Annotated in this window: 21 protein-coding genes; 12 read left to right on the top strand and 9 right to left on the bottom strand. The window is 69.5% G+C overall.

Features of this window, described 5'->3' with window-relative positions; genetic code table 11:
* Window positions 1-208: 208 nt before the first annotated feature.
* The 4 genes from DID98_RS25080 to DID98_RS25065 all read left to right on the top strand — a co-directional run bounded on the left by DID98_RS25080 (window position 209) and on the right by DID98_RS25065 (window position 3,337).
* Window positions 209-907 (top strand): phosphatase PAP2 family protein, encoded by a 699-nt coding sequence (locus DID98_RS25080; protein WP_124486436.1) that lies wholly within the window; start codon window positions 209-211, stop codon window positions 905-907.
* Between the two features lie 136 nt (window positions 908-1,043).
* On the top strand, window positions 1,044-1,841 hold the full coding sequence (gene modA / locus DID98_RS25075) for a molybdate ABC transporter substrate-binding protein (RefSeq protein ID WP_124486437.1): 798 nt from the start codon (window positions 1,044-1,046) through the stop codon (window positions 1,839-1,841).
* 10 nt (window positions 1,842-1,851) lie between these two features.
* The gene (gene modB, locus DID98_RS25070; protein ID WP_124486496.1) at window positions 1,852-2,529 is read left to right on the top strand and encodes a molybdate ABC transporter permease subunit; all 678 of its coding nucleotides are present in this window, start codon (window positions 1,852-1,854) and stop codon (window positions 2,527-2,529) included.
* 106 nt (window positions 2,530-2,635) lie between these two features.
* Window positions 2,636-3,337: a sulfate/molybdate ABC transporter ATP-binding protein gene (locus DID98_RS25065; RefSeq protein WP_124486438.1), complete on the top strand. Its 702-nt coding sequence runs from the start codon at window positions 2,636-2,638 to the stop codon at window positions 3,335-3,337.
* Window positions 3,338-3,518: 181 nt separating this feature from the next.
* Here the strand turns inward: DID98_RS25065 and DID98_RS25060 are convergent, their stop codons facing one another.
* From DID98_RS25060 to DID98_RS25050, 3 genes are all read right to left on the bottom strand, one after another.
* Window positions 3,519-4,364: a TOBE domain-containing protein gene (locus DID98_RS25060; protein WP_124571629.1), complete on the bottom strand. Its 846-nt coding sequence runs from the start codon at window positions 4,362-4,364 to the stop codon at window positions 3,519-3,521.
* 48 nt (window positions 4,365-4,412) lie between these two features.
* The gene (locus DID98_RS25055) at window positions 4,413-6,044 is read right to left on the bottom strand and encodes a CHAD domain-containing protein (RefSeq protein WP_124571628.1); all 1,632 of its coding nucleotides are present in this window, start codon (window positions 6,042-6,044) and stop codon (window positions 4,413-4,415) included.
* 139 nt (window positions 6,045-6,183) lie between these two features.
* The gene (locus tag DID98_RS25050; protein ID WP_124571627.1) at window positions 6,184-6,567 is read right to left on the bottom strand and encodes a tautomerase family protein; all 384 of its coding nucleotides are present in this window, start codon (window positions 6,565-6,567) and stop codon (window positions 6,184-6,186) included.
* Between the two features lie 109 nt (window positions 6,568-6,676).
* On the opposite strand from DID98_RS25050, the gene DID98_RS25045 reads away from it, so the two are divergent.
* From DID98_RS25045 to DID98_RS25025, 5 genes are all read left to right on the top strand, one after another.
* The gene (locus tag DID98_RS25045; RefSeq protein WP_124486442.1) at window positions 6,677-7,534 is read left to right on the top strand and encodes a LysR family transcriptional regulator; all 858 of its coding nucleotides are present in this window, start codon (window positions 6,677-6,679) and stop codon (window positions 7,532-7,534) included.
* A gap of 41 nt (window positions 7,535-7,575) precedes the next feature.
* Window positions 7,576-8,499, top strand: coding sequence for a DMT family transporter (locus DID98_RS25040; protein ID WP_124522650.1), 924 nt, complete (start codon window positions 7,576-7,578; stop codon window positions 8,497-8,499).
* 67 nt (window positions 8,500-8,566) lie between these two features.
* Complete coding sequence (locus DID98_RS25035) at window positions 8,567-9,346, top strand: sensor histidine kinase KdpD (RefSeq protein ID WP_124522648.1); 780 nt, start codon at window positions 8,567-8,569, stop codon at window positions 9,344-9,346.
* 76 nt (window positions 9,347-9,422) lie between these two features.
* A complete protein-coding gene (locus DID98_RS25030; RefSeq protein WP_124486445.1) occupies window positions 9,423-10,763 on the top strand; it encodes a hemolysin family protein in 1,341 nt (446 codons plus the stop codon).
* 22 nt (window positions 10,764-10,785) lie between these two features.
* Complete coding sequence (locus tag DID98_RS25025; RefSeq protein WP_124486446.1) at window positions 10,786-11,370, top strand: thiamine phosphate synthase; 585 nt, start codon at window positions 10,786-10,788, stop codon at window positions 11,368-11,370.
* 37 nt (window positions 11,371-11,407) lie between these two features.
* Here the strand turns inward: DID98_RS25025 and DID98_RS25020 are convergent, their stop codons facing one another.
* Complete coding sequence (locus DID98_RS25020; RefSeq protein WP_124486447.1) at window positions 11,408-13,057, bottom strand: DUF3459 domain-containing protein; 1,650 nt, start codon at window positions 13,055-13,057, stop codon at window positions 11,408-11,410.
* Window positions 13,058-13,358: 301 nt separating this feature from the next.
* On the opposite strand from DID98_RS25020, the gene DID98_RS25015 reads away from it, so the two are divergent.
* Window positions 13,359-14,069, top strand: coding sequence for a class I SAM-dependent methyltransferase (locus tag DID98_RS25015; RefSeq protein WP_124486448.1), 711 nt, complete (start codon window positions 13,359-13,361; stop codon window positions 14,067-14,069).
* A 244-nt stretch (window positions 14,070-14,313) separates the two neighbouring features.
* On the opposite strand, the gene DID98_RS25005 is transcribed toward DID98_RS25015, so the two are convergent.
* A complete protein-coding gene (locus tag DID98_RS25005; RefSeq protein ID WP_124486449.1) occupies window positions 14,314-14,967 on the bottom strand; it encodes a DUF1345 domain-containing protein in 654 nt (217 codons plus the stop codon).
* Window positions 14,968-15,103: 136 nt separating this feature from the next.
* On the opposite strand from DID98_RS25005, the gene DID98_RS25000 reads away from it, so the two are divergent.
* Window positions 15,104-15,829, top strand: a complete 726-nt coding sequence (locus tag DID98_RS25000) for a metallophosphoesterase (protein ID WP_044846585.1) — start codon at window positions 15,104-15,106, stop codon at window positions 15,827-15,829.
* Window positions 15,830-15,929: 100 nt separating this feature from the next.
* Here DID98_RS25000 and DID98_RS24995 read toward each other — a convergent pair whose 3' ends face one another.
* Together DID98_RS24995 and DID98_RS24990 are read right to left on the bottom strand one after the other, a co-directional pair.
* The gene (locus DID98_RS24995) at window positions 15,930-16,628 is read right to left on the bottom strand and encodes an RES family NAD+ phosphorylase (protein ID WP_124486450.1); all 699 of its coding nucleotides are present in this window, start codon (window positions 16,626-16,628) and stop codon (window positions 15,930-15,932) included.
* Window positions 16,629-16,630: 2 nt separating this feature from the next.
* Entirely contained in the window at window positions 16,631-17,050 is a 420-nt protein-coding gene (locus DID98_RS24990; RefSeq protein ID WP_044846587.1) for an MbcA/ParS/Xre antitoxin family protein, read from the bottom strand.
* A gap of 233 nt (window positions 17,051-17,283) precedes the next feature.
* On the opposite strand from DID98_RS24990, the gene DID98_RS24985 reads away from it, so the two are divergent.
* A complete protein-coding gene (locus DID98_RS24985; protein ID WP_124486451.1) occupies window positions 17,284-18,066 on the top strand; it encodes an ABC transporter substrate-binding protein in 783 nt (260 codons plus the stop codon).
* A 976-nt stretch (window positions 18,067-19,042) separates the two neighbouring features.
* Here the strand turns inward: DID98_RS24985 and DID98_RS24975 are convergent.
* Window positions 19,043-20,515: a sigma-54 dependent transcriptional regulator gene (locus DID98_RS24975; protein WP_124486452.1), complete on the bottom strand. Its 1,473-nt coding sequence runs from the start codon at window positions 20,513-20,515 to the stop codon at window positions 19,043-19,045.
* Window positions 20,516-20,952: 437 nt separating this feature from the next.
* Window positions 20,953-21,870 carry a metal-dependent hydrolase gene (locus DID98_RS24965; RefSeq protein ID WP_124522642.1) on the bottom strand — a complete coding sequence of 306 codons (918 nt, stop codon included), beginning with the start codon at window positions 21,868-21,870 and terminating at the stop codon, window positions 20,953-20,955.
* Window positions 21,871-22,384 lie beyond the last annotated feature (514 nt).

Genomic DNA, 22,384 nt, shown 5'->3' with positions numbered 1-22,384 from the left:
GGGTGCATCATTCGACTTTGTGCAATGCACCATAACATTGTTTCTGGGATTTTTCCTGCGCGCGGAGAGTTCCCCTCGGCGCAAAAAACGGGCCTCGAACACACGCGGCGCTATACTGGGGTTTGGCCGCTTGTATCCGTTGTAGTCGTTCTTCCCGGCTCGCGCGTTGATTTAAGCATTCGTTCCGCCCCTGCTCGTTCCCCTCCCGATGTTCGACCTGCCCTCTCACCTGTGGATCACGATCACCGCGTTCGGTGGCGCCGGCCTGACCTTGCCGCTCGCGATCACGATCGCCGTATGGCTCGCGCTCGGCTACTCGTGGCAGCGCGCGGCCGCGTGGCTCGGCGTGCTCGCGGCCGCGATCGGGGTCGTCGCGCTCACGAAGATCGCCTTCCTCGGCTGGGGAATCGGCATCCGCGCGTGGGATTTCACGGGATTCAGCGGCCACGCGATGCTGTCGACGTCGGTCTATCCCGTCGCGATCTTCCTCGCGCTGATCCGCACGCGCACGCCGGTGCGGATCGCCGGCATCGCGCTCGGGCTCGCGGCCGGCATCGCGGTCGGCGTGTCGCGCGTCGCGCTCGACGCGCATTCGCCGTCCGAATCGATCACCGGCTGCATCGTCGGCGCGATCGCCGCGCTGGCGTTCATCGCCGGCTCGTGGCACGCGGTACCGCACCGCTGGTCGGTGGCGGCGGTCGTCGCGAGCCTCGCGCTCGTCACCGTCGCGCTGCACGGCATCACGGTGCCGTCGCACCGCTGGGTCACCAAGGTCGCGCTGGAGCTGTCGGGGCACGAGCGGCCGTTCGTCCGCGCCCGCTGGAAAGCGAATCCGAACTACCGGCCGGCATCGCAGCCGTCGTCGCTGCAGCGCACCGATTCGTCGCAGCCGCTGCTGCACGCGTGACGGGCCGCACGCACGTCATCCGGTCGCCGTTCAAGTCTGAAGATCCTCATGCGCGCCATCGCATGAACGGTATGTCGAGCGTTATAACCCGCCCTATATTACGATTACGGTTTCCAACCATTCAAACACCCCGACCATGCGCTCGACCGTTCGCCCGCTTCGCCGCACCCTGCTCCGCCTGCTGCCGCTCGCCGCGCTTGCCGCGGGCATCGCGTTCAGCGCGCCGGCTTGCGCTGCCGACGAACTGGTCGTGTCGGCGGCCGCGAGCCTGACGAACGCGTTCAAGGCCGTCGGCGATGCGTTCCAGAAGCAACATCCGGACACCAAGGTGCTGTTCAACTTCGGCGCGTCGGACGTGTTGATGCAGCAGATCGCCAAGGGTGCACCGGCCGACGTGTTCGCCTCGGCGGACCAGAAGGCGATGGATCGCGCGGTCAGCGAAAAGGTCATCGTGCCGGGCACGCGCCGCGATTTCGCGGCGAACTCGCTCGTGCTGATCGTGCCGGCGGACAGCCGTGCGGCCGCGCCGACGTCGCTGAACGACCTGGCAGCGCCCGGCGTGAAGCGCATCGCGTACGGCGACCCGGCGTCGGTGCCGGTCGGCCGCTACACCGAAGGCGCGCTGCGCGCGGCAGGCGTGTGGGACGCCGTCAGCGCGAAGGGCGTGCTGGCCGCCAACGTGCGCCAGAGCCTCGATTACGTCGCGCGCGGCGAAGTCGACGCGGGCTTCGTGTTCGGCACCGACGCGGCGATCATGCCGGGCCGCGTGAAGGTCGCGCTGACCGTGCCGACGCAGACGGCCATCACCTATCCGATCGCGGTGGTCAAGGACAGCCGCCATGCCGCGCAGGCGCAGTCGTTCATCGACTTCGTCGCGTCGCCGCAGGGCCAGGCCGTGCTGGCGACCTTCGGTTTCAAGCCCGCGGGCAAGTGAGCGCAGCATGATGCAGGACGCCTGGGTACCACTGCTGTTGTCGCTGAAGGTCGCCGGCTGGGCGACCGCGCTCGACATCGTGCTCGGCGTCGCCGCCGCCTTCGTGCTCGCGCGCTGGCGCTCGCCGCTGCGCGACGTGGTCGATTCGCTGCTGACGCTGCCGCTCGTGTTGCCGCCGACGGTGCTCGGCTATTACCTGCTCGTGCTGCTCGGCCGGCACGGCGTGTTCGGCGCGTGGCTCGACACGCTCGGCATCGAACTCGTCTTCACGTGGCAGGGCGCGGTCATCGCGTCGATGGTCGTCGCGTTTCCGCTGATCCTGAAATCGGCGCGCACCGCGTTCGAAAGCGTCGATCCGCATCTCGAGCGCGCGGCACGCACGCTCGGGCTCGGCGAAGCCGCGGTGTTCTTCCGCGTGACGCTGCCGCTCGCCACGCGCGGCATCCTGGCCGGCGCGCTGCTTGCCTTCGCGCGCGCGCTCGGCGAATTCGGCGCGACGCTGATGATCGCGGGCAACCTGCCCGGCCGCACGCAGACGCTGTCGGTCGCGATCTATGCGGCGGTGCAGGCCGGCGACGACAGCACGGCCAACTTCCTCGTGCTGGTGACGTCGATCACCTGCGTGCTCGTGCTGCTCGCGACCGGCTGGCTCGTGCCGTCGCGTGCCGGACGGAGCCAGCCGACATGACGCGCCGGCCGCATCCGCACCGCTGCGCGGCACCGGTCGCGGCAACACGCCGTCCCGTCGGGCGGGCGGTTTCGCGCACGCACGGCGCGGCACGACGGAGGCCCGCATGAGCGTCGCCGTCGATATCCGCAAGACCTACGCGAACGCCGAGCGCCGCTTCACGCTCGATGTGTCGTTTACGGCCGGCACGCAGCGCGTCGTGCTGTTCGGGCCGTCCGGCGCCGGCAAGAGCATGACGCTGCAGGCGATCGCCGGCTTGCTGTCACCCGACGAAGGCACGATCACGCTGAACGGCGAAACGCTGTTCGATTCCGCGCGCGGCATCGACGTGCCGACCCGTGCACGCCGCGTCGCGTATCTGTTCCAGGACTATGCGCTGTTTCCGCACCTGAACGTGCGCCAGAACATCGCGTTCGGGCTCACGCCAGGCCTGCGCAACCCGCGTGCGAAGGCGGTGCCGCCCGAAGTCGCGTACTGGCTGCAGGCGTTCGAGCTCGACACGCTCGCCGGGCAATTCCCGTCGCAGTTGTCGGGCGGGCAGAAACAGCGCGTCGCGCTTGCCCGCGCGCTGGTCGCGCAGCCGCACATCCTGCTGCTCGACGAGCCGTTCGCGGCGCTCGACGGCGCGCTGCGCCAGCGCATGCGCCACGAGCTCGCCGAACTGCAGGCGCGGCTCGATATCCCGATGGTGCTCATCTCGCATGACCCCGACGACGTCGCCGCGTTCGGCGACCAGGTCGTGCAATTGAGCGAAGGACGCGTGCAGGCCGCAACGCCGCACGCCGAGTGGCCGACGCGCGTCACGTGATCGCGCGAAGGCGGTGGCCCACGCGGCCACGTTTGAGCCTGAGAGAAGCCGCACGGGCGGCAGAAGCTGGAACGAGCTGAAACGGGATCGAAGCCGGCGCCTCGTGCATGTCGGGCGGCGCCGGTTTCGCCGCGTCCGCCCACGGTCATCGACAGGGACGGCGCGCGCCGCCGTCGTGCGATCAGCCCGTCACCGCGAGAATCACGCTCGATGCCTTGAACAGCGCGATCGCCCGCCGGCCGGCGTCGAGTTGCAACGCGCCGACACTGTCGTTCGTGACCACGGCCGTGAGCGTCCCGCCACCGTCGAGCGCCAGCGTCACCTCGCTGTTCACCGCGCCCGCCGTGACCGTTTCGACCGTCCCGTGCAACTGGTTGCGTGCGGACACCTTCAAGGTCGCGTCGGCTCCGCCGTCGTCGTCGACCGCCAGCACGACCCACGACGCCTTCACGAGCGCGCACGCATCCGCGCCCGGCTGCAGGCCGAGCGCGTCGGCGCTTTCGTGCGTCAGCACCGCGACGATCGCCTGCCCGCCCGGCAGCACGAGCGTCACCTCGTCGTTCACCGTGCCGCGCACGATCGACTCGACCTTGCCGAACCACTGGTTGCGCGCGCTCGTCTTCATCCCGATCCGGCCGATCAGCGCCCAGTCGACGTCGAAGCCGAACACCGCCGCGCTCGCGGCGTCGATGAAGCGGCGATGCTCGCGCTCGATCGTGCGGAACGCGGCGATCAGCGACGTCGCGCGCGGCGTCAGCGTCGTGCCGCCGCCGCCCTTGCCGCCCGTCGAGCGCGTCACGAGCGGCTCGCCGGCCAGGTTGTTCATCGTATCGATCGCCTCCCACGCGGCCTTGTAGCTGAGCCCGACGGCCTTTGCCGCGCGCGTGATCGACCCGGTGTCGCCGATCGCCGCGAGCAGCGCGATGCGGGTGGCGCCGCCGAGCGTCTGCTCGCCCGCGCGCAGCCACAGTTCGCCGCCCAGTTCGAGCGGCCCGGCGGAAGAGGAAGGAGGCGATGCGTCGCTCATCGGTCTGTCGGAAGAAAACGGGTGGCCATTATAGTGAGCGCGCGCCGCTCAACGCGGCTTGCCGTCGAGCTTCGGCGGGCGCAGGCTCGCGAGCAGCGCCTCGGCGTCGCGCGCGGCGCGTTGCTCGAGCGCCGCACCGTAGCCGCGCACGAAACCGAGCTGGTACGCGGGCGCCGCCAGTTGCTCGAGATGATGCAGCGCGACGATCGTGTCGTTCGCCTCGCCGAGCACGCTCTGCACGCGCGCGAGCGTCTTGACCGTTTCGTTGCGCGTGCGGCGCGAGGCCAGCGACGCGAAGAACTCGAGCGCGTAGCGCAGCCGCTTCGCGTCGATCCGCACCTGGTGCCGCGCGGCCGTCTCGAGCGACGTGAGCGACGGCGATGCATACAGGTGACCGAACAGCCGCCGCACACGCTTGGTCGCGTGGCGCCGCAGCGACGGCGTGTCGTCGTCGCCGGCGGCCGGCGGCAGCGCGAGCGCGCTCAGCCATTCGAGCCAGCCGAGCGTCAGGCGCGCATAGCGCGCCGAATGCAACGCCTGGCGCAATTCGACGCGCGCCGCCGTCGCCTGGACGCGCGCGGCGTCGAGCGTGCCGTCCCAGTCGGCGCTGCCGCCGTCGGCCGCGATCAGCGCGGGCAGGCTTTCGGTCGAGAACACGTCCCAGTCGCGCACCGTGCCGAGCAGCGACGCGACCCAGCGCAAGTCGGCGCCGAACGTGTCCTTCCATTGCTCGTCCGCGAAGCGTGGAAAGAAGCGCATCAGCGTGCGCAGCCGGCGCAGCGCGACGCGCATCTGGTGCACGAACTCGGGATCGTCGCGATCGAGCACACCGCCCTCGTTGCCGAGCCATTGCGCGGCAATGTCGCCGGACAGCGCGAACAGCGCGGCCCGCTGCGTGCGGATGCCGGTCAGGTCGACGAGTTGCGCCTTGACCGGCCGGGCGACGGCGGGCTCGCCCGCGCACGCGCGATCGATCACGCTGGTGAGCTGCACGAACGCGGGCCATGCGCCGCTGAGCTCGCGCGCGGCGGCGAACAGCGCGCGCAGCGCGGCCGTGCGCGCGGCGACGGTTTCCCAGTCGGGCGCCGCGAGGCGCAGCTCGACATGGCGGCGCGGTGGTTCGGTGCCACGGTGCAGAATGATGTCGTCGAGCGTCATCTCGACCACCACGCCGCTGTCGTCCGCCCAGCGCCCGCGCCGCCGCTCGCTGACGAGCCGCAGCGGCGCCGGCCCGGACGATGCGGCGCTCGCCGCTTCGGCAACGGCGTCGGGCGTCACGCGGTCGCCCTCGCCGGTCGCCTGCGGCGCATCCGCATCGGCGATCGGCGCCGATGCGGGCGTGGCCACCGCGATGCCCGCGTGTTCGGCATCGAACAGTTCGCGCTCCACGACGCCGGGCGCGAATGCCTTCGTGCGCGACGCGACGACCCGCCGCCCGTGCGCGTTCGACTCGATCCACGTCCACCAGCACTCGCCGGGGCTCGGCTCGGCTTCCTCGACCTGGCATGGCTCGATCGTCACGCGTTCCTGGCCGCGCCGCATCCGCACCTGCGGACAGATCCGCCACGCACGGACGAGTTCGGCGCCGAAGTCGCGCTGCTCACCACGGGCCCGGCTTCCGGCCCTGACCGGCCAACCTTCCAGCGACAGGCACAACACGATTTCCAGCACACGCGACATGGAGGCTCCTGCACATGAAGAATCGCCGGCACGTCCTCCGTGCCGGCGTCGTCCGTGAAGCAGCTTCCATAGTACACGCGGCCAACATGCGCTGGCGACGATCTGGCCCTGTCGCCCCTGTCACGCATCAAACGACGTATCAGACGACGTATTGCGCGATGCCGTTGCCGAACGACCAGTCCTCCTTCAGCACTTCGACGAGACTGATGAAGACGTCCTGCGGCCGCACGCCGGGCTGCCGCGCGAGATTCTCGGCGATGGTCCGGTACAGCGCCTGCTTCTGCTCGAGCGTACGCGTGTTGTTCGCCGTGATCTGGACCATCACCAGATCGTCGCTGCGTTCGATGTCGAGGTAGTGGCGGCCGAAGAAGAAGTTCTCGGCCGAATGCTCGGTCACGACCATGAAGATGTCGTCTTCGGGCACGTTGAACGTGTGCATCAGCGCGCGGTGCACGCCGTCGACGAGCGCCGCACGGTAGGCGGCCGGTTTGCCTTCGCGCACGGCGATACGGGTGAATGGCATGGTGCTGCTCCTTTCGGTGACGTTGAAAATCGGAAACGCAAGGTCAGGTTAGGCGCGCGGATCTATAATGAACAGTCATCATCCGATATTTCATTAATTTACATTTGCAATGAAAGTCCTCGACCTCGATGCTGTGCGCGCATTCGTGCTGGTCGCCGATCTCGCGAGTTTCACGCGCGCCGCCGACGCGCTCGGCACCACGCAATCGGCCGTCAGCCTGAAGCTGAAGCGGCTCGAAGCGCACCTCGGCAAGCCGCTGCTCGCACGCACGCCGCGCGTCGTCAAGCTGGCGGCGGACGGCGAGAACTTCCTGCCGGCCGCCCGCGCGCTGCTCGACGCGCACGACCAGGCGCTCGGCGCGATTTCGGCCGGCACGCACCGCCTGTCGCTCGGTGTCAGCGAGCACGTCGCGGTGCCCGACCTGCCGGCCGTGCTGACGAGCCTGCACCGGCAGGATCCCGGGCTGTCGCTGGAGATGCATCTGGGCATGTCGGCGAGCCTGCTCGCGCAATACGACGAACGCCGGCTCGACGCGGCGATCGTGCGGCACGAACCGGGCGAGGATCCGCCGCGCGACGACGGCACGCTGCTGTTCACCGAACCGCTCGCATGGCTCGCCGCGCCCGACTGGGCGCCGCGCGCGGGCGAGCCGCTGCCGCTCGCGGTGCTGGCCGGGCCGTGCGGCGTGCGGGCCGCCGCGCTGCGTGCGCTCGAGCATGCGGGGCGGCCGTGGCGCGAGCGCTTTACGGGCGGCGGCGTCGCGGCGGTCACGGCCGCCGCCGCGGCCGGGCTCGCGGTCTGCCCGCTGGCCCGGCGGGTCGCGCCGCGCACGCTGGTCGACGTTGGCACGAAATTCGGCCTGCCGCCGCTGCCGCATTCGCAGGTCGTGCTGTATTCACGCGTGCGCGACGCCCGCGCGGCGGCCGCACTTCGCAGGTTTTCCGACAGCCTTGCAATCTCGGCGTAAACTACGCGGTTCCGCTGCCCGCAATCCCCTGACGAATTCCGATGAAACCCGACGCCCGCAAGCACCTCCGTGCCAACCTGCTGATGCTCGCCGCCGCCGCGATCTGGGGCTCGGCGTTCGTCGCGCAACGACTGAGCCTCGACGTGATCGGGCCGTTCCTGTTCACGGGGCTGCGCTTCCTGCTCGGCGCGCTGGTGCTGCTCCCGCTGCTGATGGTCAACGCGGGCTCGCGCGCGCAGTTCGCGGCGATTCGCCGCGAGCCGGCCCTGCTCTCGCCGGGCCTCGCGCTCGGCGTGCTGCTCGCCGTATCGATCTCGCTGCAGCAGGTCGGCCTGCAGTACACGCGGGTCGCGAACGCGGGCTTCATCAGCTCGCTGTACGTCGTGATCGTGCCGCTGATGGGCGTGTTCGTCCGCCACCGGATCGGCGCCGGCACGTGGTTCGGCGCGCTGCTCGCGGCGATCGGCCTGTACTTCCTCAGCATCGACGAGCATTTCTCGGTGCTCTACGGCGACTGGTTCCAGCTCGCGGGCGCCGTGGTCATCGCCGCGCACGTGATGACCGTCGGCCATTTCGCGAAGCGGCACGATCCGCTCGTGCTCGCGTTCCTGCAATTCGTCGCGTGCGGCGTGCTGTGCCTCGCGGCCGGCCTCGCGATCGAACCGGTCAACCTCGCGATGCTGAAGCGCGCGCTGCCGACGCTGCTGTACGGCGGGCTGCTGTCGGTCGGCGTCGGCTATACGCTGCAGGTCGTCGCGCAGCGCGATGCGGCGCCGGCGCACGCGGCCGTGATCTTCAGCATGGAGGGAGTGTTCGCGGCCATCGCCGGCTGGGCCGCGCTCGGCGAGACGCTGACGCTGCGCGCGCTGGTCGGCTGCGCGCTGATGCTCGCCGGCCTGCTCGCCTGCCAGTTGCTGCCGAACGGCGACGCACGGAAAAAGGACGAGGACGCGCTGCCGGCGTGACACGCACGATCCCTATAATGGCGGTTCGCGTGCTTTTCATGCCAACCGCTTCCGACAGGCCAGCCCCGTGACGTCCAATCCCGTCGATCCCGCCGCCGACCTGCTGCGCGAACGCGCAGCGCACTATGCCGCCGAGGCCGCGCTGTTCCAGCGCGACCAGGCGCTGTCCATCGCTTCGCACGACCTGCGCAGCCCGCTGAACGCGATGCACAGCTGGGCGTACGTGCTCGAGCGCCAACTCGCCAGCGCCGACCCGAACCTGCAACGCGCGCTCGCGGGCATCCGCGCGGGGATCGACCAGCAGGTCGCGCTGATCGACGACGTGCTCGACGCACCGCGCGCGGCCACGCGCACCCTGGCGATCGCCGCACAGCCGTTCGCGCTGCGCCCGCTGCTCGACGACACGCTCGCACTGGTGCGCTGCGCACTCGCCGACGCACGACAGGTGAGCGTCGACGCGACGCTGCCCGACGGCGAGCCGTCGCTGACCGCCGACCGCGAGCGCATCGCGCAGGCGCTCTGGACGATGCTGACGACGGCCGTCGAAGCCAGCGCCGCCGGCAGCCGCGTGACGTTCACGTGCGCGCGTGACGGCGCGCAGTACGTCGCGCACGTCGCCTGCGACGTGAACGCCGCCGCCCTCGCCGATCCGGCGCTGCCGCATGCATTCGAACCGTTCGCGCGCCGCGAGATGCTGCACCCGCGCGACGCGAAGCGCGTCGCAGCGGCGCTCGCGCTGTGCCAGCGTGTCGCGCTCGCGCACGGCGGCTCCTTCACCCACGCCCCGTTCGCCGACGGCGCCGCCGTCACCCTGTCGCTCACCGTCCCCTGCGAGGCGCCGGTGTAAGCCATCGGCCGCCCGACACATTACATTTCCCTTTCCGGCCCTATACTGTTGGGCCTGTCATGACTGGAGCGATTCTTTGTTACAGATCTTCGCGCTCATCGGCGCGTTGTTCCTGGTGGCCCTCAACGGGTTTTTCGTCGCAGCCGAATTCGGCCTCGTCAAACTGCGCGCGACGCGCGTCAAGACACTTGCCCGCAAGCACGGCCTGCGCGGGCGCATCCTCGCGATCGTGCACGGCCGGCTCGACGCGTATCTGTCCGCCTGCCAGCTCGGCATCACGCTCGCGTCGCTCGGCCTCGGCTGGGTCGGCGAGCCGGCGTTCGCGGAACTGATCGGGCCGCTGCTCGACCTGATCGGCGTGCAGTCCGAGCGCATCGTGCACCTGATTTCGCTCGTGTTCGCGTTCTCGCTGATCTCGTTCCTGCACATCGTGGTCGGCGAGCTCGCACCGAAATCGATGGCGATCCGCCAGTCGGAGAAGGTCGGCCTGTGGGTCGCGCTGCCGCTCTACGCGTTCTACTGGGCGATGTATCCGGCGATCTGGGTGCTCAACACCAGCGCGAACGCGGTGCTGAAGCTCGCGGGCCTGTCGGCCGACCACGGCGGCGATGCGCACTACTCGACCGACGAGCTGAAGCTGATCCTGCGCAGCCGCCGCAGCGCGGGCAACGCGGCCCAGCCGGCGCGCGGCACGTACACCAACGACGAGTGGAACACGCTCGCGCACTCGCTCGATTTCTCGTCGATGACGGTGTCGGACCTGATGCGGCCGGCGCATGAAATGATCGGCCTGCGCCGCGACCTGCCGCTGCCCGACAACATGGAAATCGTCGCGCGACACCGCTTCAGCCGCTATCCGCTGTTCGAGGATGCGTCGCGCGAGCAGGTGAGCGGGCTGATCCACCTGAAGGACCTGCTGCTCGCGCGTCACGCCGGGGCGGCGCTCGAAGACCTGTCCGACTACGTGCGCCCGGTGCAGTACGTGAAGCCCGACACGCCGGCGCTGGAACTGTTCCGCCGCTTCCGCAAGGGCGCGCCGCACTTCGCGCTGGTCGGCAACAAGGGCGAGAAGCCGATCGGCTTCCTGACGCTCGACAACCTGCTCGGTGCGCTGGTCGGCCAGATCCACGACGAGTTCCGCCAGGGCGACGCGGACTGGAGCCGCCTCGACGACGGCACGCTGATGGGCAAGGGCAGCCTGCCCGTCGTGTCGCTCGAGCAGGCGCTCGGCATCGACATCGACGAAGGGCGTGCGGAATCGGTCGGCGGCCTGGTGATCCAGGCGCTCAGCGATCTGCCGACCGAAGGGCAGCGCGTGTCGTTCGATCGCTTCGACGTCGTCGTGAAGAAGATGAACGGTCCGCGCATCGTGCTGGTGCGCGTCTATCCGAAGATCGCGAAGGAGGCCGACGAATGACGGCCGCCGCGGGCCGCGCGCGATGACGCCGACGCTGCCGCGCTGCTGCGTGATCACGCCGGAGCCGGCGTCCGCGTCGACCGCCGATTGCCACGCATTCCTCGACACGCTGTCGGCCGTGCTCGCGCGCGGCGAGACGCTCGTGCAGCTGCGCGTGAAGTCGTTCGACGCGGCCGCGTTCGCGCGGCTGGCCGCCGATGCGCTCGCGCGCTGCGACGCGGCCGGCGCGCAACTGATGCTCAACGGGCCGATCGACGCGGCCGGCGTGATGCGGCTCGACGGCGCGGGCTGGCATCTCGACGGCGCCGCGCTGCGCGCCGTCGCGCAACGACCGCTGCCGGCCGCTCGCCGCATGTCGGCCGCCTGCCATGCGGCCGACGATCTCGTGCTGGCCGCGCGTGCGGGCGTGGATTTCGTTACGTTGTCGCCCGTGTTGCCGACGCTCAGCCATCCCGGCGCGCCGACGCTCGGCTGGACGCAATTCGCTGCGTTGGCCGCGCAGGCCGCGATGCCGGTCTATGCGCTCGGCGGCATGACGCGCGCGCATCTCGACGACGCGCGCCGCCACGGCGCGTACGGCGTCGCGGGCATTCGCGGTTTCTGGTAAGGGCGGCCGGGCGCGCCAGCGCCCGACCCTCCGGGCATCACGCGTGCGGAACAGGACGCATCGCGCGCCATGCGCGGTCGTCGATCCGACGCACGTCGTGCGTCAGCGCGTACTGGTTGACGTCGCCCGTCAGCCACGCGACGAGCGAATACGGCGGCAACTCCCCTTCGTCGACCCGGTCGCGTGCGCGTGCCGGCGTCTCGAACACGACCTGCCCGCCCGGCGCATCGAAAGGCACCGCGTCGGGCGACAGGTTCAACGCGATGGTCAGCGTCTCGTCGTCGGCGAGCCGCCATGACGCGAGCAGCGCGTCGGCATCGCCGTCACCGCTCGCCTTCAGCGCATGCGCGTCCTGCGGCCGGCAATCGGACAGCCGCGGCGCGATCAGCTTCGCGCGCACCGCGAGCGCCGACTGCACGAAATGCGCACGATCGACATCGCGCGCGGTTTCGTCGAAGATCAGCGGGATCTGCGGCGTGAGCAGCGACAACGCAAGCGCCGCGAGGCCCGCCGCCTGCTCGCTGTCGCGCTGTTCGCTGTCGCGCCACGCGCCGTCGGACAGCACCAGCGACGTGAGCGACAGCCCTTCGGCGCACGGGCCGTCGCCCGCCGTGGCCGGCTGGAACGCCGCGCCTGCCGCGGTCAGCGCGCGCGCGAGCGTGTGGATCGACTGGTGGGGCGAAATCCCTTCGTGCGCCGACGTGTCGCGCCCCGTCAGCCGGTGCAATGCGCGTTCTCCGCAACCGTTCCACTGCGCATCGAAATGCGTATCGGCCAGGTGCACCGGATGACGCTCGCTGCCGAGCACGAGGTGGATCATCCGGTCGGCCGGCACGGCCGCGCGCACGCGGTCGGCGATCTCGCGCAGCCACGACGTGCCGATCCGGTCGGCCTCGCGCAGCCGCAGGCCGTCGCAACGGTATTCGTCGATCCAGTACAGCGCGTTGTCGCAGAAGAAGTCGCAGACTTCCGGATGGTCGAGCGCAAGCGGCGCCGCCTGCAGCGGATCGTCGCGCGTATGGAAGAACGGCACGGCGTAATGGCGCAGCGCGTCGGTGCCGCTGCCGAAGCGCGCGTAATCGAGTTCCAGCAGCACCGCGAGACCGTAGCCGTGCGCGGCGTCGATCAATGCCTTCAGCGCGTCGGGGCCGCCCTCGGACGCGAGCGGCGCGAACGGCAGGCTGTCGTGCGGCGACGCGAGCAACTCCAGCGCGGTCACGCCGAGGCGCGCGAGCTGCGGCAACCGGCGGCGCACGCCGTCGAAGCCGCCCACCGCGTGCGGACGAATCGCGTACAGCGCGATGTCTTCCCACGGGCGGCCGCGCCAGAACGTGTTGCGCCATGTGAACGCGCGCGGATCGACGACCTCGCTCGGGCCGTTGAGCCCGTCAGGTTGCGAACGCGACGCGGGATCGGGAATCGACACGACATCGTCGAGCCGGTAACGGTAACGCGCGCCCGCACCGCATTCGACGAACACTTCGAACCAGTGTGGACCGGCCGCCATCATCGGGACGAGCGTCGGGCCGGAGCCGGTATCGAGTTCGAGCTGAACATGCGTGCTGCCCGGCGCCCACACGCGGAAATGCGTGCGCGGCGACGTGCCGAGCGCACCGCAGGGCTGCGCGCCGGACGGCAGGCAGTGTATGAAGTGCTGCGCATACGGATCGTGCGGACAATCTGACATGATGCGCTCCTCGTGCGTGCCGAGCGGCATGGCCGCGCGATTCGCGCGGCGCATCGGGCCCGGCATGCGACGGCCAGGCAGGGGGGAAGAAAAGTATGCGCCGCTTTCACGATCGCGACGCATCGAATCCTCACATTTTTAAATGCGAATCGACCCCGGCATCGATTGCGTCGCGATGCGCGCAGAATCGGGTAGTTCGCATACCGGAATGGCTGCTCGCCTTGTTGCGCCGCAGCCCCGCGCTTACGCTCGGTGCGATGCGCGTGAGCACCCCGCCCGCGCCCGAATTCGAGGAATCTCCATGTCGCTCCCCGCCAGCGCCGCGAAGTTCGATCCGGCACGCGCGCACGAATACGCCGAACAATCCCGCATCGCGCTCGCCGGCTACGACGCGTGCCACGAACTCGCCGCGTGCATGCTCGCGTCGGCGATCGGTGTACGCGATGCGCGGCTCCTCGTCGTGGGCGCAGGCGGCACGGGGCAGGAAATCTGCGTGCCCGCGGCGCTCGAACCGGGCTGGCAGTTCACGGCCGTCGATCCGTCCGCGCCGATGCTCGCGCTCGCGCGTGCCAACGTCGAAGCGGCGGGGTTCGCCGCCCGCACGCAATTCGTCGAGGCCGGCGTCGACGCACTGCCCGATGCGCCGGCGTTCGACGGCGCGACGCTGATCGGCGTGCTGCATCACGTCCCCGGCGATGCGGCGAAGGCCGCGCTGCTGGATGCGATCGCGCGCCGCCTGAAGCCCGGTGCACCGCTCGTGATCGCGGCCAACTATCGCCGCTATGCGGAGCACCCTCGCCTGCTCGACGCTTGGCAGCAGCGCTGGCGGATGAAGGGCGCGACGCCCGACGCCGTGCGTGCGCAGCTGGCGAAAATCCTGCAGGGCGCCGATCCGCCCGCTGCCGAGGAAACCGTCTTCGCGTTGCTGCACGATGCGGGCTTCGATGCGCCGCTGCGCTTTTTCTCGAGCCTGTTCTGGGGCGCGTGGATCGCGGTGCGGCGCGGCGCGTGACGGCGTAAGTTGGCGCGTGACGACGCGTGACGGCGTAAGTCGGCGTGAGGCGGCGTGAGGCGGCGAGCCGCAGCGTCAGCGCGGCCACCATCCGGACGAGCTTTCCGCTCGAAGCCGCGATGGCGCGTGGCGACGGCGGCACGCATCCGCCGATCGCTCGCTGTCTCGATAGCGAGCCACGCGCGGGCCGCCGACCACCGAGCTCGAGCGCGGCGATCGGTAAGAACGGCTCAAGTCATCCGCGTCAGCTCAGCAACCCTGCCGCGACGTTGATCGACAGCCCGAGCACGGCCATGTTGAAGTAGAACGACAGGATCGACTGCGCGAGCACCGCGCGGCGCGCGGAGCGATTCGCGAGCGACACGTCGGCCGTCTGCGACGCGACCGCGAGCGTAAAGGCGAAATACAGGAAATCCCAGTAGTCGGGCTCGGGGTTGCGGTCGGGAAACCGCAGCGCGCGATCGCTGCTCGGCGAGCCGTAATAGAGCCGCGCATAGTGCAGCGTGAAGATCGTCGGGATCAGGAACCATGCGCCGAACAGCGTCGCGCCCGTGACCGCATAGTGGCCGAGCCCGGCACGAAAGCCGACGTTCTTCGCGGTGGCGAGCTCGATCGCGATCGCGGCGACGCTCGCGACCGTCGCGATGCAGATGACCGTCAGCACGGTCGTCGCGTTCTCGTCCTCGCGGATCGCGATCTCGCGCACCTGGTGGTGATGTGCGGTGACCATGCGCCCCCACATCAGCACGAGATACAGCCAGACCGTGCAATCCCAGCCGATCAGCGCACGCGCGGTCGGTCTCAACTGCAACGGCAGCAGCAACGCGCACAGCACGCCCGCGGCGAAGGCGGCGACCATGCGCGGCCGGTTGCGTAATACCTGCGGATAAAGCGTCATCGTGTGATTCCGAAAGCGGATGGAAAGGGTTCGGCCCGCGTGCGAACGGCCCGCCGGGCAGCGCCGGCGGGTACCGCCCCGATTATCGCCATTCCTGCATGACGTTGCGACTGGCGTGAGCGCCTAAGATATCGGGATGACTCCCGTCCTCTGCCACCATCCCGCGAACGCGGCCGGCCGCGACTTCGTCGTCGGCGATCTGCACGGCTGCGTGGATGTGCTGCGCGCGCTGCTGCACGACATCGGCTTCGATCCGGCTCGCGACCGGCTGTTCTCGGTCGGCGATCTCGTCGACCGCGGCCCCGCGTCCGAAACCGCGCTCGAGCTGCTCGACCGCCCGTGGTGCCACGTGGTGCGCGGCAATCACGAAGAAGTGCTGAGCCTCGTCGCGCGCGGCAAGCTGTCGCACGATGCGTGGCGCGGGATCGGCGGCGACTGGGGCGCCGACCTCCCGCCGGAACGGCTGCACGCGCACGCGGCGCGCGTCGACGCGCTGCCGCTCGTACGCGTGATCGGCGACGGCCCCGCGCGCTTCAACGTGCTGCATGCGGAATTCCTCGGTCCGGACGCCGAACTCGACGCGGGCAGCTATTCGCCCGACGTGCGCGAGCGGCTGATCTGGGGGCGCGACCTGGTCCAGGGGCTCGTCGACCCGGCCCGGCAGGCCGGCCTGTCGCTGACCTGCACCGGCCACACGCCGGTGCGTGCGCCGCAGCGTATCGGCGCGCAATGGTTCATCGACACCGGCGCGTTCGCACCGTCGGGACGCCTGACGATCGTCGAGCCGCGCACGGGCGACACGTGGTCGCTGACGCAGGCCGACGCGCGCGCGCGTCATGCGGGCGACCTGCCGCTGCCTTAGGCCCACGTTCACGCCGATAACGGGCCTGCGCAGGCCGCGGGCCGGCAACCCTCGGCGGACTCACGCTCACGCGCGCGCGTTTGCGTGCGCGAGCACTGCGCTAACCCACCTGGTTCAGCTCGAACACCGCGTCGATCGCGGATCCGTTCCAGTTGTATTCGAGATACGCAGCGTGATGACAATCGCGCAGCAGCGTCGTGCGAAACGCCGCGAGGCACTCGCCGCGCGGGTCGCGCACCGACGGATAGACGATCCCCGCGCCGCCCGCGTTGCGCACCGCGCGGCCGAGTGCCTGCCCCGCGCCGTAATCGAGCGGATCGAGCAGCGCCGGGCTGCGCTGCGGCCACGTGCGCACGTCGGCGACGTCGCCCTGCGCATACACCGTGTAGAGCCGCATCTGCTGACGCATCGGCGCCTCCTTCGTCGCGGCCAGGAACAGCCCGCTGTGATAGCGCGTTTCGGCGATCGCCGTATCGCGCGACCGCCCGCAGTAGAACACGCCGTAGCTGCCGTCCGAGAAGCGGCTGCCCTGCGGATTCAGATGCGTGAACGCGGCCATGATCGGCCCCCAGCCCGTGCCGTAGCGACGCTCCGCCGGCGGCACGAGTTCGAGCGTGCCGACTTCGTTGCGGATGCGATCGTTGGTCAGCGATTCGAGCGCATAGAGCGCATCGAAATCCTCGGCGGACGCGACGCGGTCGAACAGGTTGATGGCTGGAAAACGAGTGGGAATCACGCGATAGGCAGGTGCCCAGTCGACGACGGTCATGGGCCAGTGCTGTACTGCTTCGATCGGCATCGTCACGCCCAGCCACCCCGCATCGCGTCGAGATATTGACGGACGGCGACCAGGTCGCCGACGTTGCCGGCGAGCATCCGGTCGAGCGCGCGCTTGCCGCCGAACGGCGCGGCGTCGTTCGGCCGCTTGACCCAGGTGTCGGCCGCGGCCGGCTGCGGCAGCAGGATCTGCAGCGCCTTGTAGATGCCGAGCAGCAGCGATAGCCGCTCGAGCGTATCGCGCGGCAGGCGCGCCGATTCGGGCGACGCCTTCCACTTGAAGAACGTCGAGCGGCCGGGCGAGCCGAGCAGGACGATCTGTTCGTCGATCGTCAGTTCCCAGTCGCGCGCGATGTTGAAGAACGCGCGCAAGCCGGCCGCCGACATCTGCGCGACCGAAGCCTGCCGCGGGGCGGAATGCGGATCGAAGGCGGGCTGTGACATGATCGTTAGTCTCGAAACGAATTTACTAACAAGATTAGTCCATTTTCGTATTTTTGCAAGGGTCGTCCCCCGACGTGCCGGCATTCCTCCCGAAGGATCGATATTTTTTGTCCATTCTGGACTGCGATTTTATTTTCTGCGTTAATGTCCGTGCGGACAGCGCACCGGGACGCGGTGCGTCCCCGCAGCAACCGTGTCGCCCAGAACCGGATAGACCACGCCAAGGAACCACCATGAAGAGACTGATTGCCGCCGTTTCGATCGCCCTGCTCGCGGTATCGACGGGCCCCGCCGTCGCGAAGGACTGGACCACGCTGCGCTTCGGCACCGACGCCAGCTACGCGCCGTTCGAATCGAAGGCGCCCGACGGCAAGCTCGTCGGCTTCGACATCGACCTCGGCAACGAGATCTGCGCACGGCTGAAAGCGAAGTGCGTGTGGCTCGAGAACGATTTCGACGGGATGATCCCGGCGCTGAAGGCGAAGAAGTTCGACGCGGTGCTGTCGTCGATGTCGATCACGCCGCAGCGTGCGGAACAGATCGGCTTCACGACGAAGATCTACAACCAGCCGACGCGGCTCGTCGCGAAGAAGGGCTCGCCGCTGCTGCCGACGGCCGAATCGCTGAAGGGCAAGTCGATCGGCGTCGAACAGGGCACGACGCAGGAAGCGTATGCGAAGGCGTACTGGGCGAAGCAGGGTGCGAACGTCGTGTCGTACCAGAACCAGGACGGCGTGTATGCGGACCTGACGTCGGGCCGCCTCGACGCCGCGCTGCAGGACGAGGTGCAGGCCGCGATCGGGTTCCTGAAGTCGCCGCGCGGCGCGGGCTACCAGTTCGTCGGGCCCGAACTCGTCGACGAGAAGGTGCTCGGCATCGGCGCCGGTATCGGGCTGCGCAAGGAAGACGCCGACCTGAAGGCGAAGATCGATCGCGCGATCCTCGACATGGTCAAGGACGGCACCTACAAGCGGCTCGCGTCGAAGTACTTCGACTTCGACATCTACGGCGGCTGAAGCGGCGCCGCGCGCGCACGGGTGCGATGCCCGTCGCGCGCGGCCCGACCGCCCCTCCCCTGCTCGCCGGACGGCGACGCCTCCCTGACGTCTGCCGTCGCACCGGTTTCATCGTCCGTATCGCGCAACCGGATGCCGCACATCATTCGCATGGCAAACGGATCGCCTGCGCTGGCGACCGCAGGCGCTCGACGTCGTCAATAAGCGAAGACCGGGCGCCGGGGTATCGGCGCCCGCGTGCACATCCCCATGCGGACCGGATTGGCGAGCGGGAAAGCACCGGCCCGGCGCGGATGACCGGGTATCAGCCGGATCCGCCTCGCACCGGGCGCGGAGAGGTGGCCTGTCGACGCGTGCCGGCCGGCAGCAAGGTGCGCGGTCGACCGGCGATGGGTCGAATCACTGCGATCGCGGCCTGCCGGCCGCGGCGTGTTGAGATCGTTCATTTTTCTACCCCGTATTCGAGTCGTTGCTTGTGCCGGCAACCGGACACCGCCGGTGCTCCGACGATCCGACGACGACGGCCCATGCCGCCCGGAACGGGGCCATGTTGCCCGTCCGGCCGTCATCCCCGCGGACTGCGTCCTAGCCGGTTCTCGAATGGTTCGCTGCCGAACCGGCCGGACGTCGCGTCGTCGACTCTCGCACCCCAACCTGTGCAAGGAGCGCGCCAGCTTCGTTCGGGGCCGGCGGCACAAGCCTTTCATCGGACCAGTGTGCGGCCCGGACGGGCAGGACATGCCGGACGTTGCGAAACTGAAACATGCCGGGCGCGAGCGGCCTCGGTCGCGTGGCGGCAACGCCTTGCCGGACAAGGCGCGCGGACGAGCCGGAAAATTTTCCCGGCCCGGGCCGCGCGTCGCCGCCCGCGTTTGCCGGGGCTTTTTGCACAGCCGCCGGCAGGAAACGTTTCACGCCCTTTACATGCCGCCGGACGCCCGCGCACGGACCGGCCGCGGACGCTTCCGGGCCGCCTTCAGCCGACTCGCTGGTGGTCGGCGTCGTCGGGCGGCGAGCCGTCCTTCCCGCCGTTGTCGCCGGTGTTGTCGTGGTCGTTGAGTCCGTGCTCGATCATCATCCGGTACAGCGTCACGCGCGAGATGCCGAGTTCGGCGGCGGCCTTGTTGATCCGGTGATCGTTGCGCAGCAGCGCGTTCTCGATCGCGACGCGCTCGGCGAGCGAACGCGCCTGCTCGAGGGTCACGGGCTCCGTTTCACCCGGAACCTCGAGCCCGAGATCGTGCGGCGTCAGCAGCCGGCTCTCGGCCATCACGATCGCGCGGCGCACCCGGTTGATCAGCTCGCGCACGTTGCCGGGCCACTCGTAGCGGCGCATCGCGTCGAGCGCGGCCGACGTGAAGCCGCTGATCTTGCGGCCGCTGTCACCCTTGAATTTCTGCAGCACGTAATGCGCGAGGATGTCGATGTCCTTGCCCCGCGCGCGCAGCGGCGGCTCGTGAATGCGCAGCACGCAGAGCCGGTGATAGAGGTCCGCGCGGAAGCGGCCGGCTTCGACCGCGCCGTCGAGGTCCACGTGCGTCGCCGAGATGATCCGCACGTCGACCGGAATCGATTCCTGGCCGCCGAGCCGCTCGATCTTCCCTTCCTGCAGGAAACGCAGCAGGCTCGCCTGGCTTTCGACCGGCATGTCGCCGATTTCATCGAGAAACAGCGTGCCGCCGTTCGCCGATTCGATCCGGCCCGCGCGCCGCTGGTTCGCGCCGGTGAACGCGCCGCGCTCGTAGCCGAACAGTTCCGACTGCAGCAGGTGATGCGGGATCGCGCCGCAGTTGATCGCGACGAACGGCCCCTTGCCGCGTGCCGAGCGCTCGTGGATCGCGAGCGCCGTCAGCTCCTTGCCGGTGCCCGACTCCCCGGAGATGAACACGCTCGCGTCGGTTTTCGCGACCTTGCGGATCGTGCTGAACAGCTGCTGCATCGCTTCGCAGTTGCCGATCATCCCGTGCTCGCCGATCGATGCCGCGTATGCGGCGCCGTCGACGCGATCGAGCGCGGCCATCCCGCGCGCGTGGCCGAGCACGTGCGAAATCCATTCGTACGGCAGCGGCAGCGTCACGTAATCGAAACAATAGCTGCGGATCAGTTCGCGCACGGCAGCGCCGATCGTGATGCCGGCCTGCGCGATGGAAATCCAGCCGATCGCCGGCTGGCTCAGGCACGCCTTCAGCGCGGGATAGTCGCGCGACGTGAAGCCCGAGAAATCGATGAGCCCGGCGGCGACGTTCACGCCGGACGTCATGTTCTGCGCTGCGCCGGCCGTCTTCGCGACCGAGATATCCCAGCCGAGCCCGCGCAGTTGCGCCAGCAACGGCTCGTCCGGCGAACGCATGATCACGAACAGCTTGCGTCCGGCCTCGGGAGCGGTGACGGATACGAGCGGCGTCTCGGACGCCGCCGTCCCGCTTGCGTCGGGTGACCTTGCAACCATCGTTGTTCCCCGCTTGGCGTTGGTATCGTGCGCTGGCTCGCCGCCGCGTCCGACGGACGTCGATCGAACCGACATATTGGCCGCATTTTCGTCCGAATAAAATCCCCCCGGGGAATAATCGCGTGCCGGGCGAACCCTTTCATGAACGGTATATCGACGCCGCCGACGCGCGGCTAGATGGGTGTTATCCCGGTGGCGCGGCGGGCGCGAAGCGAGGCCGGACCAATCGCGAACACCCGACGCCGCGCCGGTGCTGGCGCGCGGGGACGGCACGCGAGGCCGGGCACACGGGATCGGACCGGCGTCACGGGCCGGCACGCCCGGTCGGCCGCACCGGCCCGGTACCCGCAACCGTTTCCGCTTGATGCCGGTCAATCGTCGGATAAAACGGGGATGATGCAGGAATGCAACACGCGCCGGGCAGCGCGGCGAGCGGCTCAGCGTCCCGATGCGAGCGGCGCGAGCGCGTTGGCGCGACCACGGCCGGCCGACGCGCCGTCGTGTTCGCCGTACGCGGCGACGAGCGCGTCGACCCGCGCGAGGTGATGGCGGTTGTCACGGTCCCACGGGTGGAAGCCGGGCCGGAAAAAGCTCAGCCACTCGCCCGCGATCCGCGGAAACAGCCCACGACGCGGCCCGTACAGGAACGCGAGCATGCGCAGCATGCCGCGCACGCGATGCTCGATGTCGCGATCGCGCGACAACAGCGTCGCGTGCAGCAGGAACACAGTCGGCCAGAACGTCAGCGTCGTCAGCAGATAGACGCCGATGCGGATCAGATAACGGCGCAGGCCCGGCTTCATCGCGACGTTCCAGACGTCGAACGACACGGCCTTGTGTTCGGTTTCCTCGAGCGCGTGCCACACCCACATCTGACGGTAGCCGTCGACCGAGCCTTCGAGGCGCGTCGGATCGCGCAGCAGCCAGTCGGCGAGCATGGCCGTGTAGTGCTCGGCGGCGACCGTATGCGCGAGCTGCACCGAATGCGGCAGCTTGCGCTTCATGTAACCGAGCACGGTCCAGATGCGCTTGTCGAGCTTGCGCGCGGGCAGGCGGTTCGCCTGCATCAGCTCGTTGTATTCGACGTGCTCGCGCGTATGCATCGCCTCCTGCCCGATGAAGCCGAGCACCTGCCGCTTCAGCACCGGATCGTCGATCCGGTCGCGATAGTGGCGCACGGAATCCATGAAGAATCGTTCGCCGGCGGGAAACAGCAGCGACAGCGCGTTGAAGAAGTGCGTCACGTGCGGGCCGAGCCCGTGCCAGTCCTTCGCGCGTTCGACCGGCAGGTCGAAGCGCAGGTCGCGGCGCACCGGCATCACCTCGGCCGCGGTGGCAGAAGCGGCTGACTTCATGTTCGTCGTTCTCCTTGTTTCCGGGCGGCCCAGCCGGCCGTTGCGGCCATTGCGACCGTACCGGCGCGGCCCGGGCAGCGCATCGCGCAACGCCCGGATCTTGACATCGATAGCTGTAAAGATAGGCGCCGGCGAACGCCGCGCGCAAGCCGCGCGGTAGATGCGCGCTTCCAAACAGGGCACGTTCGGCAACGCGACAAAAGCGGCGTTCGGGTGGCGTTCGGGCGGGTCGCGATTCGAACGCGCGCATCCGTGCGCAACCGGCAGGCGGGCGACGCGCGCGCGAATCGCAATCGGCGCGCAAGCCCCGTGCGACGGGCGTTTGCGGCGTCGCGCGACGGTTTTTCGACGCGACGCCGAGCGGCCGGATAGCGCCGATTCATACGCGCGCGACGTTCGCGCGGCGCAACCCCTTCGAGCCGGTCCGCGAACGATTCAAACATGCGTTCCATTCGCGTGTCGCGCGAGATGCGTGAGCACCGCCGCGACCGGCGCGCGACAGGCACGCGGCCGT

Origin of the sequence: Burkholderia sp. Bp8984, from assembly GCF_003853755.1 — a bacterium.
Classification (GTDB): Bacteria; Pseudomonadota; Gammaproteobacteria; order Burkholderiales; family Burkholderiaceae; genus Burkholderia.
The sequence above is the reverse complement of the archived record's forward strand: the minus strand, read 5'-3'. Positions and strand labels throughout refer to the sequence as shown.

Bases quoted from the DNA above. Each gene is read 5' to 3' on its own strand.
- DID98_RS25080 (WP_124486436.1), top strand. From the start codon at position 209: ATGTTCGACCTGCCCTCTCACCTGTGGATCACGATCACCGCGTTCGGT.
- modA (WP_124486437.1), top strand. From the start codon at position 1,044: ATGCGCTCGACCGTTCGCCCGCTTCGCCGCACCCTGCTCCGCCTGCTG.
- modB (WP_124486496.1), top strand. From the start codon at position 1,852: ATGCAGGACGCCTGGGTACCACTGCTGTTGTCGCTGAAGGTCGCCGGC.
- DID98_RS25065 (WP_124486438.1), top strand. From the start codon at position 2,636: ATGAGCGTCGCCGTCGATATCCGCAAGACCTACGCGAACGCCGAGCGC.
- DID98_RS25060 (WP_124571629.1), bottom strand. From the start codon at position 4,364: ATGAGCGACGCATCGCCTCCTTCCTCTTCCGCCGGGCCGCTCGAACTG.
- DID98_RS25055 (WP_124571628.1), bottom strand. From the start codon at position 6,044: ATGTCGCGTGTGCTGGAAATCGTGTTGTGCCTGTCGCTGGAAGGTTGG.
- DID98_RS25050 (WP_124571627.1), bottom strand. From the start codon at position 6,567: ATGCCATTCACCCGTATCGCCGTGCGCGAAGGCAAACCGGCCGCCTAC.
- DID98_RS25045 (WP_124486442.1), top strand. From the start codon at position 6,677: ATGAAAGTCCTCGACCTCGATGCTGTGCGCGCATTCGTGCTGGTCGCC.
- DID98_RS25040 (WP_124522650.1), top strand. From the start codon at position 7,576: ATGAAACCCGACGCCCGCAAGCACCTCCGTGCCAACCTGCTGATGCTC.
- DID98_RS25025 (WP_124486446.1), top strand. From the start codon at position 10,786: ATGACGCCGACGCTGCCGCGCTGCTGCGTGATCACGCCGGAGCCGGCG.
- DID98_RS25020 (WP_124486447.1), bottom strand. From the start codon at position 13,057: ATGTCAGATTGTCCGCACGATCCGTATGCGCAGCACTTCATACACTGC.
- DID98_RS25015 (WP_124486448.1), top strand. From the start codon at position 13,359: ATGTCGCTCCCCGCCAGCGCCGCGAAGTTCGATCCGGCACGCGCGCAC.
- DID98_RS25005 (WP_124486449.1), bottom strand. From the start codon at position 14,967: ATGACGCTTTATCCGCAGGTATTACGCAACCGGCCGCGCATGGTCGCC.
- DID98_RS25000 (WP_044846585.1), top strand. From the start codon at position 15,104: ATGACTCCCGTCCTCTGCCACCATCCCGCGAACGCGGCCGGCCGCGAC.
- DID98_RS24995 (WP_124486450.1), bottom strand. From the start codon at position 16,628: ATGCCGATCGAAGCAGTACAGCACTGGCCCATGACCGTCGTCGACTGG.
- DID98_RS24990 (WP_044846587.1), bottom strand. From the start codon at position 17,050: ATGTCACAGCCCGCCTTCGATCCGCATTCCGCCCCGCGGCAGGCTTCG.
- DID98_RS24985 (WP_124486451.1), top strand. From the start codon at position 17,284: ATGAAGAGACTGATTGCCGCCGTTTCGATCGCCCTGCTCGCGGTATCG.
- DID98_RS24975 (WP_124486452.1), bottom strand. From the start codon at position 20,515: ATGGTTGCAAGGTCACCCGACGCAAGCGGGACGGCGGCGTCCGAGACG.
- DID98_RS24965 (WP_124522642.1), bottom strand. From the start codon at position 21,870: ATGAAGTCAGCCGCTTCTGCCACCGCGGCCGAGGTGATGCCGGTGCGC.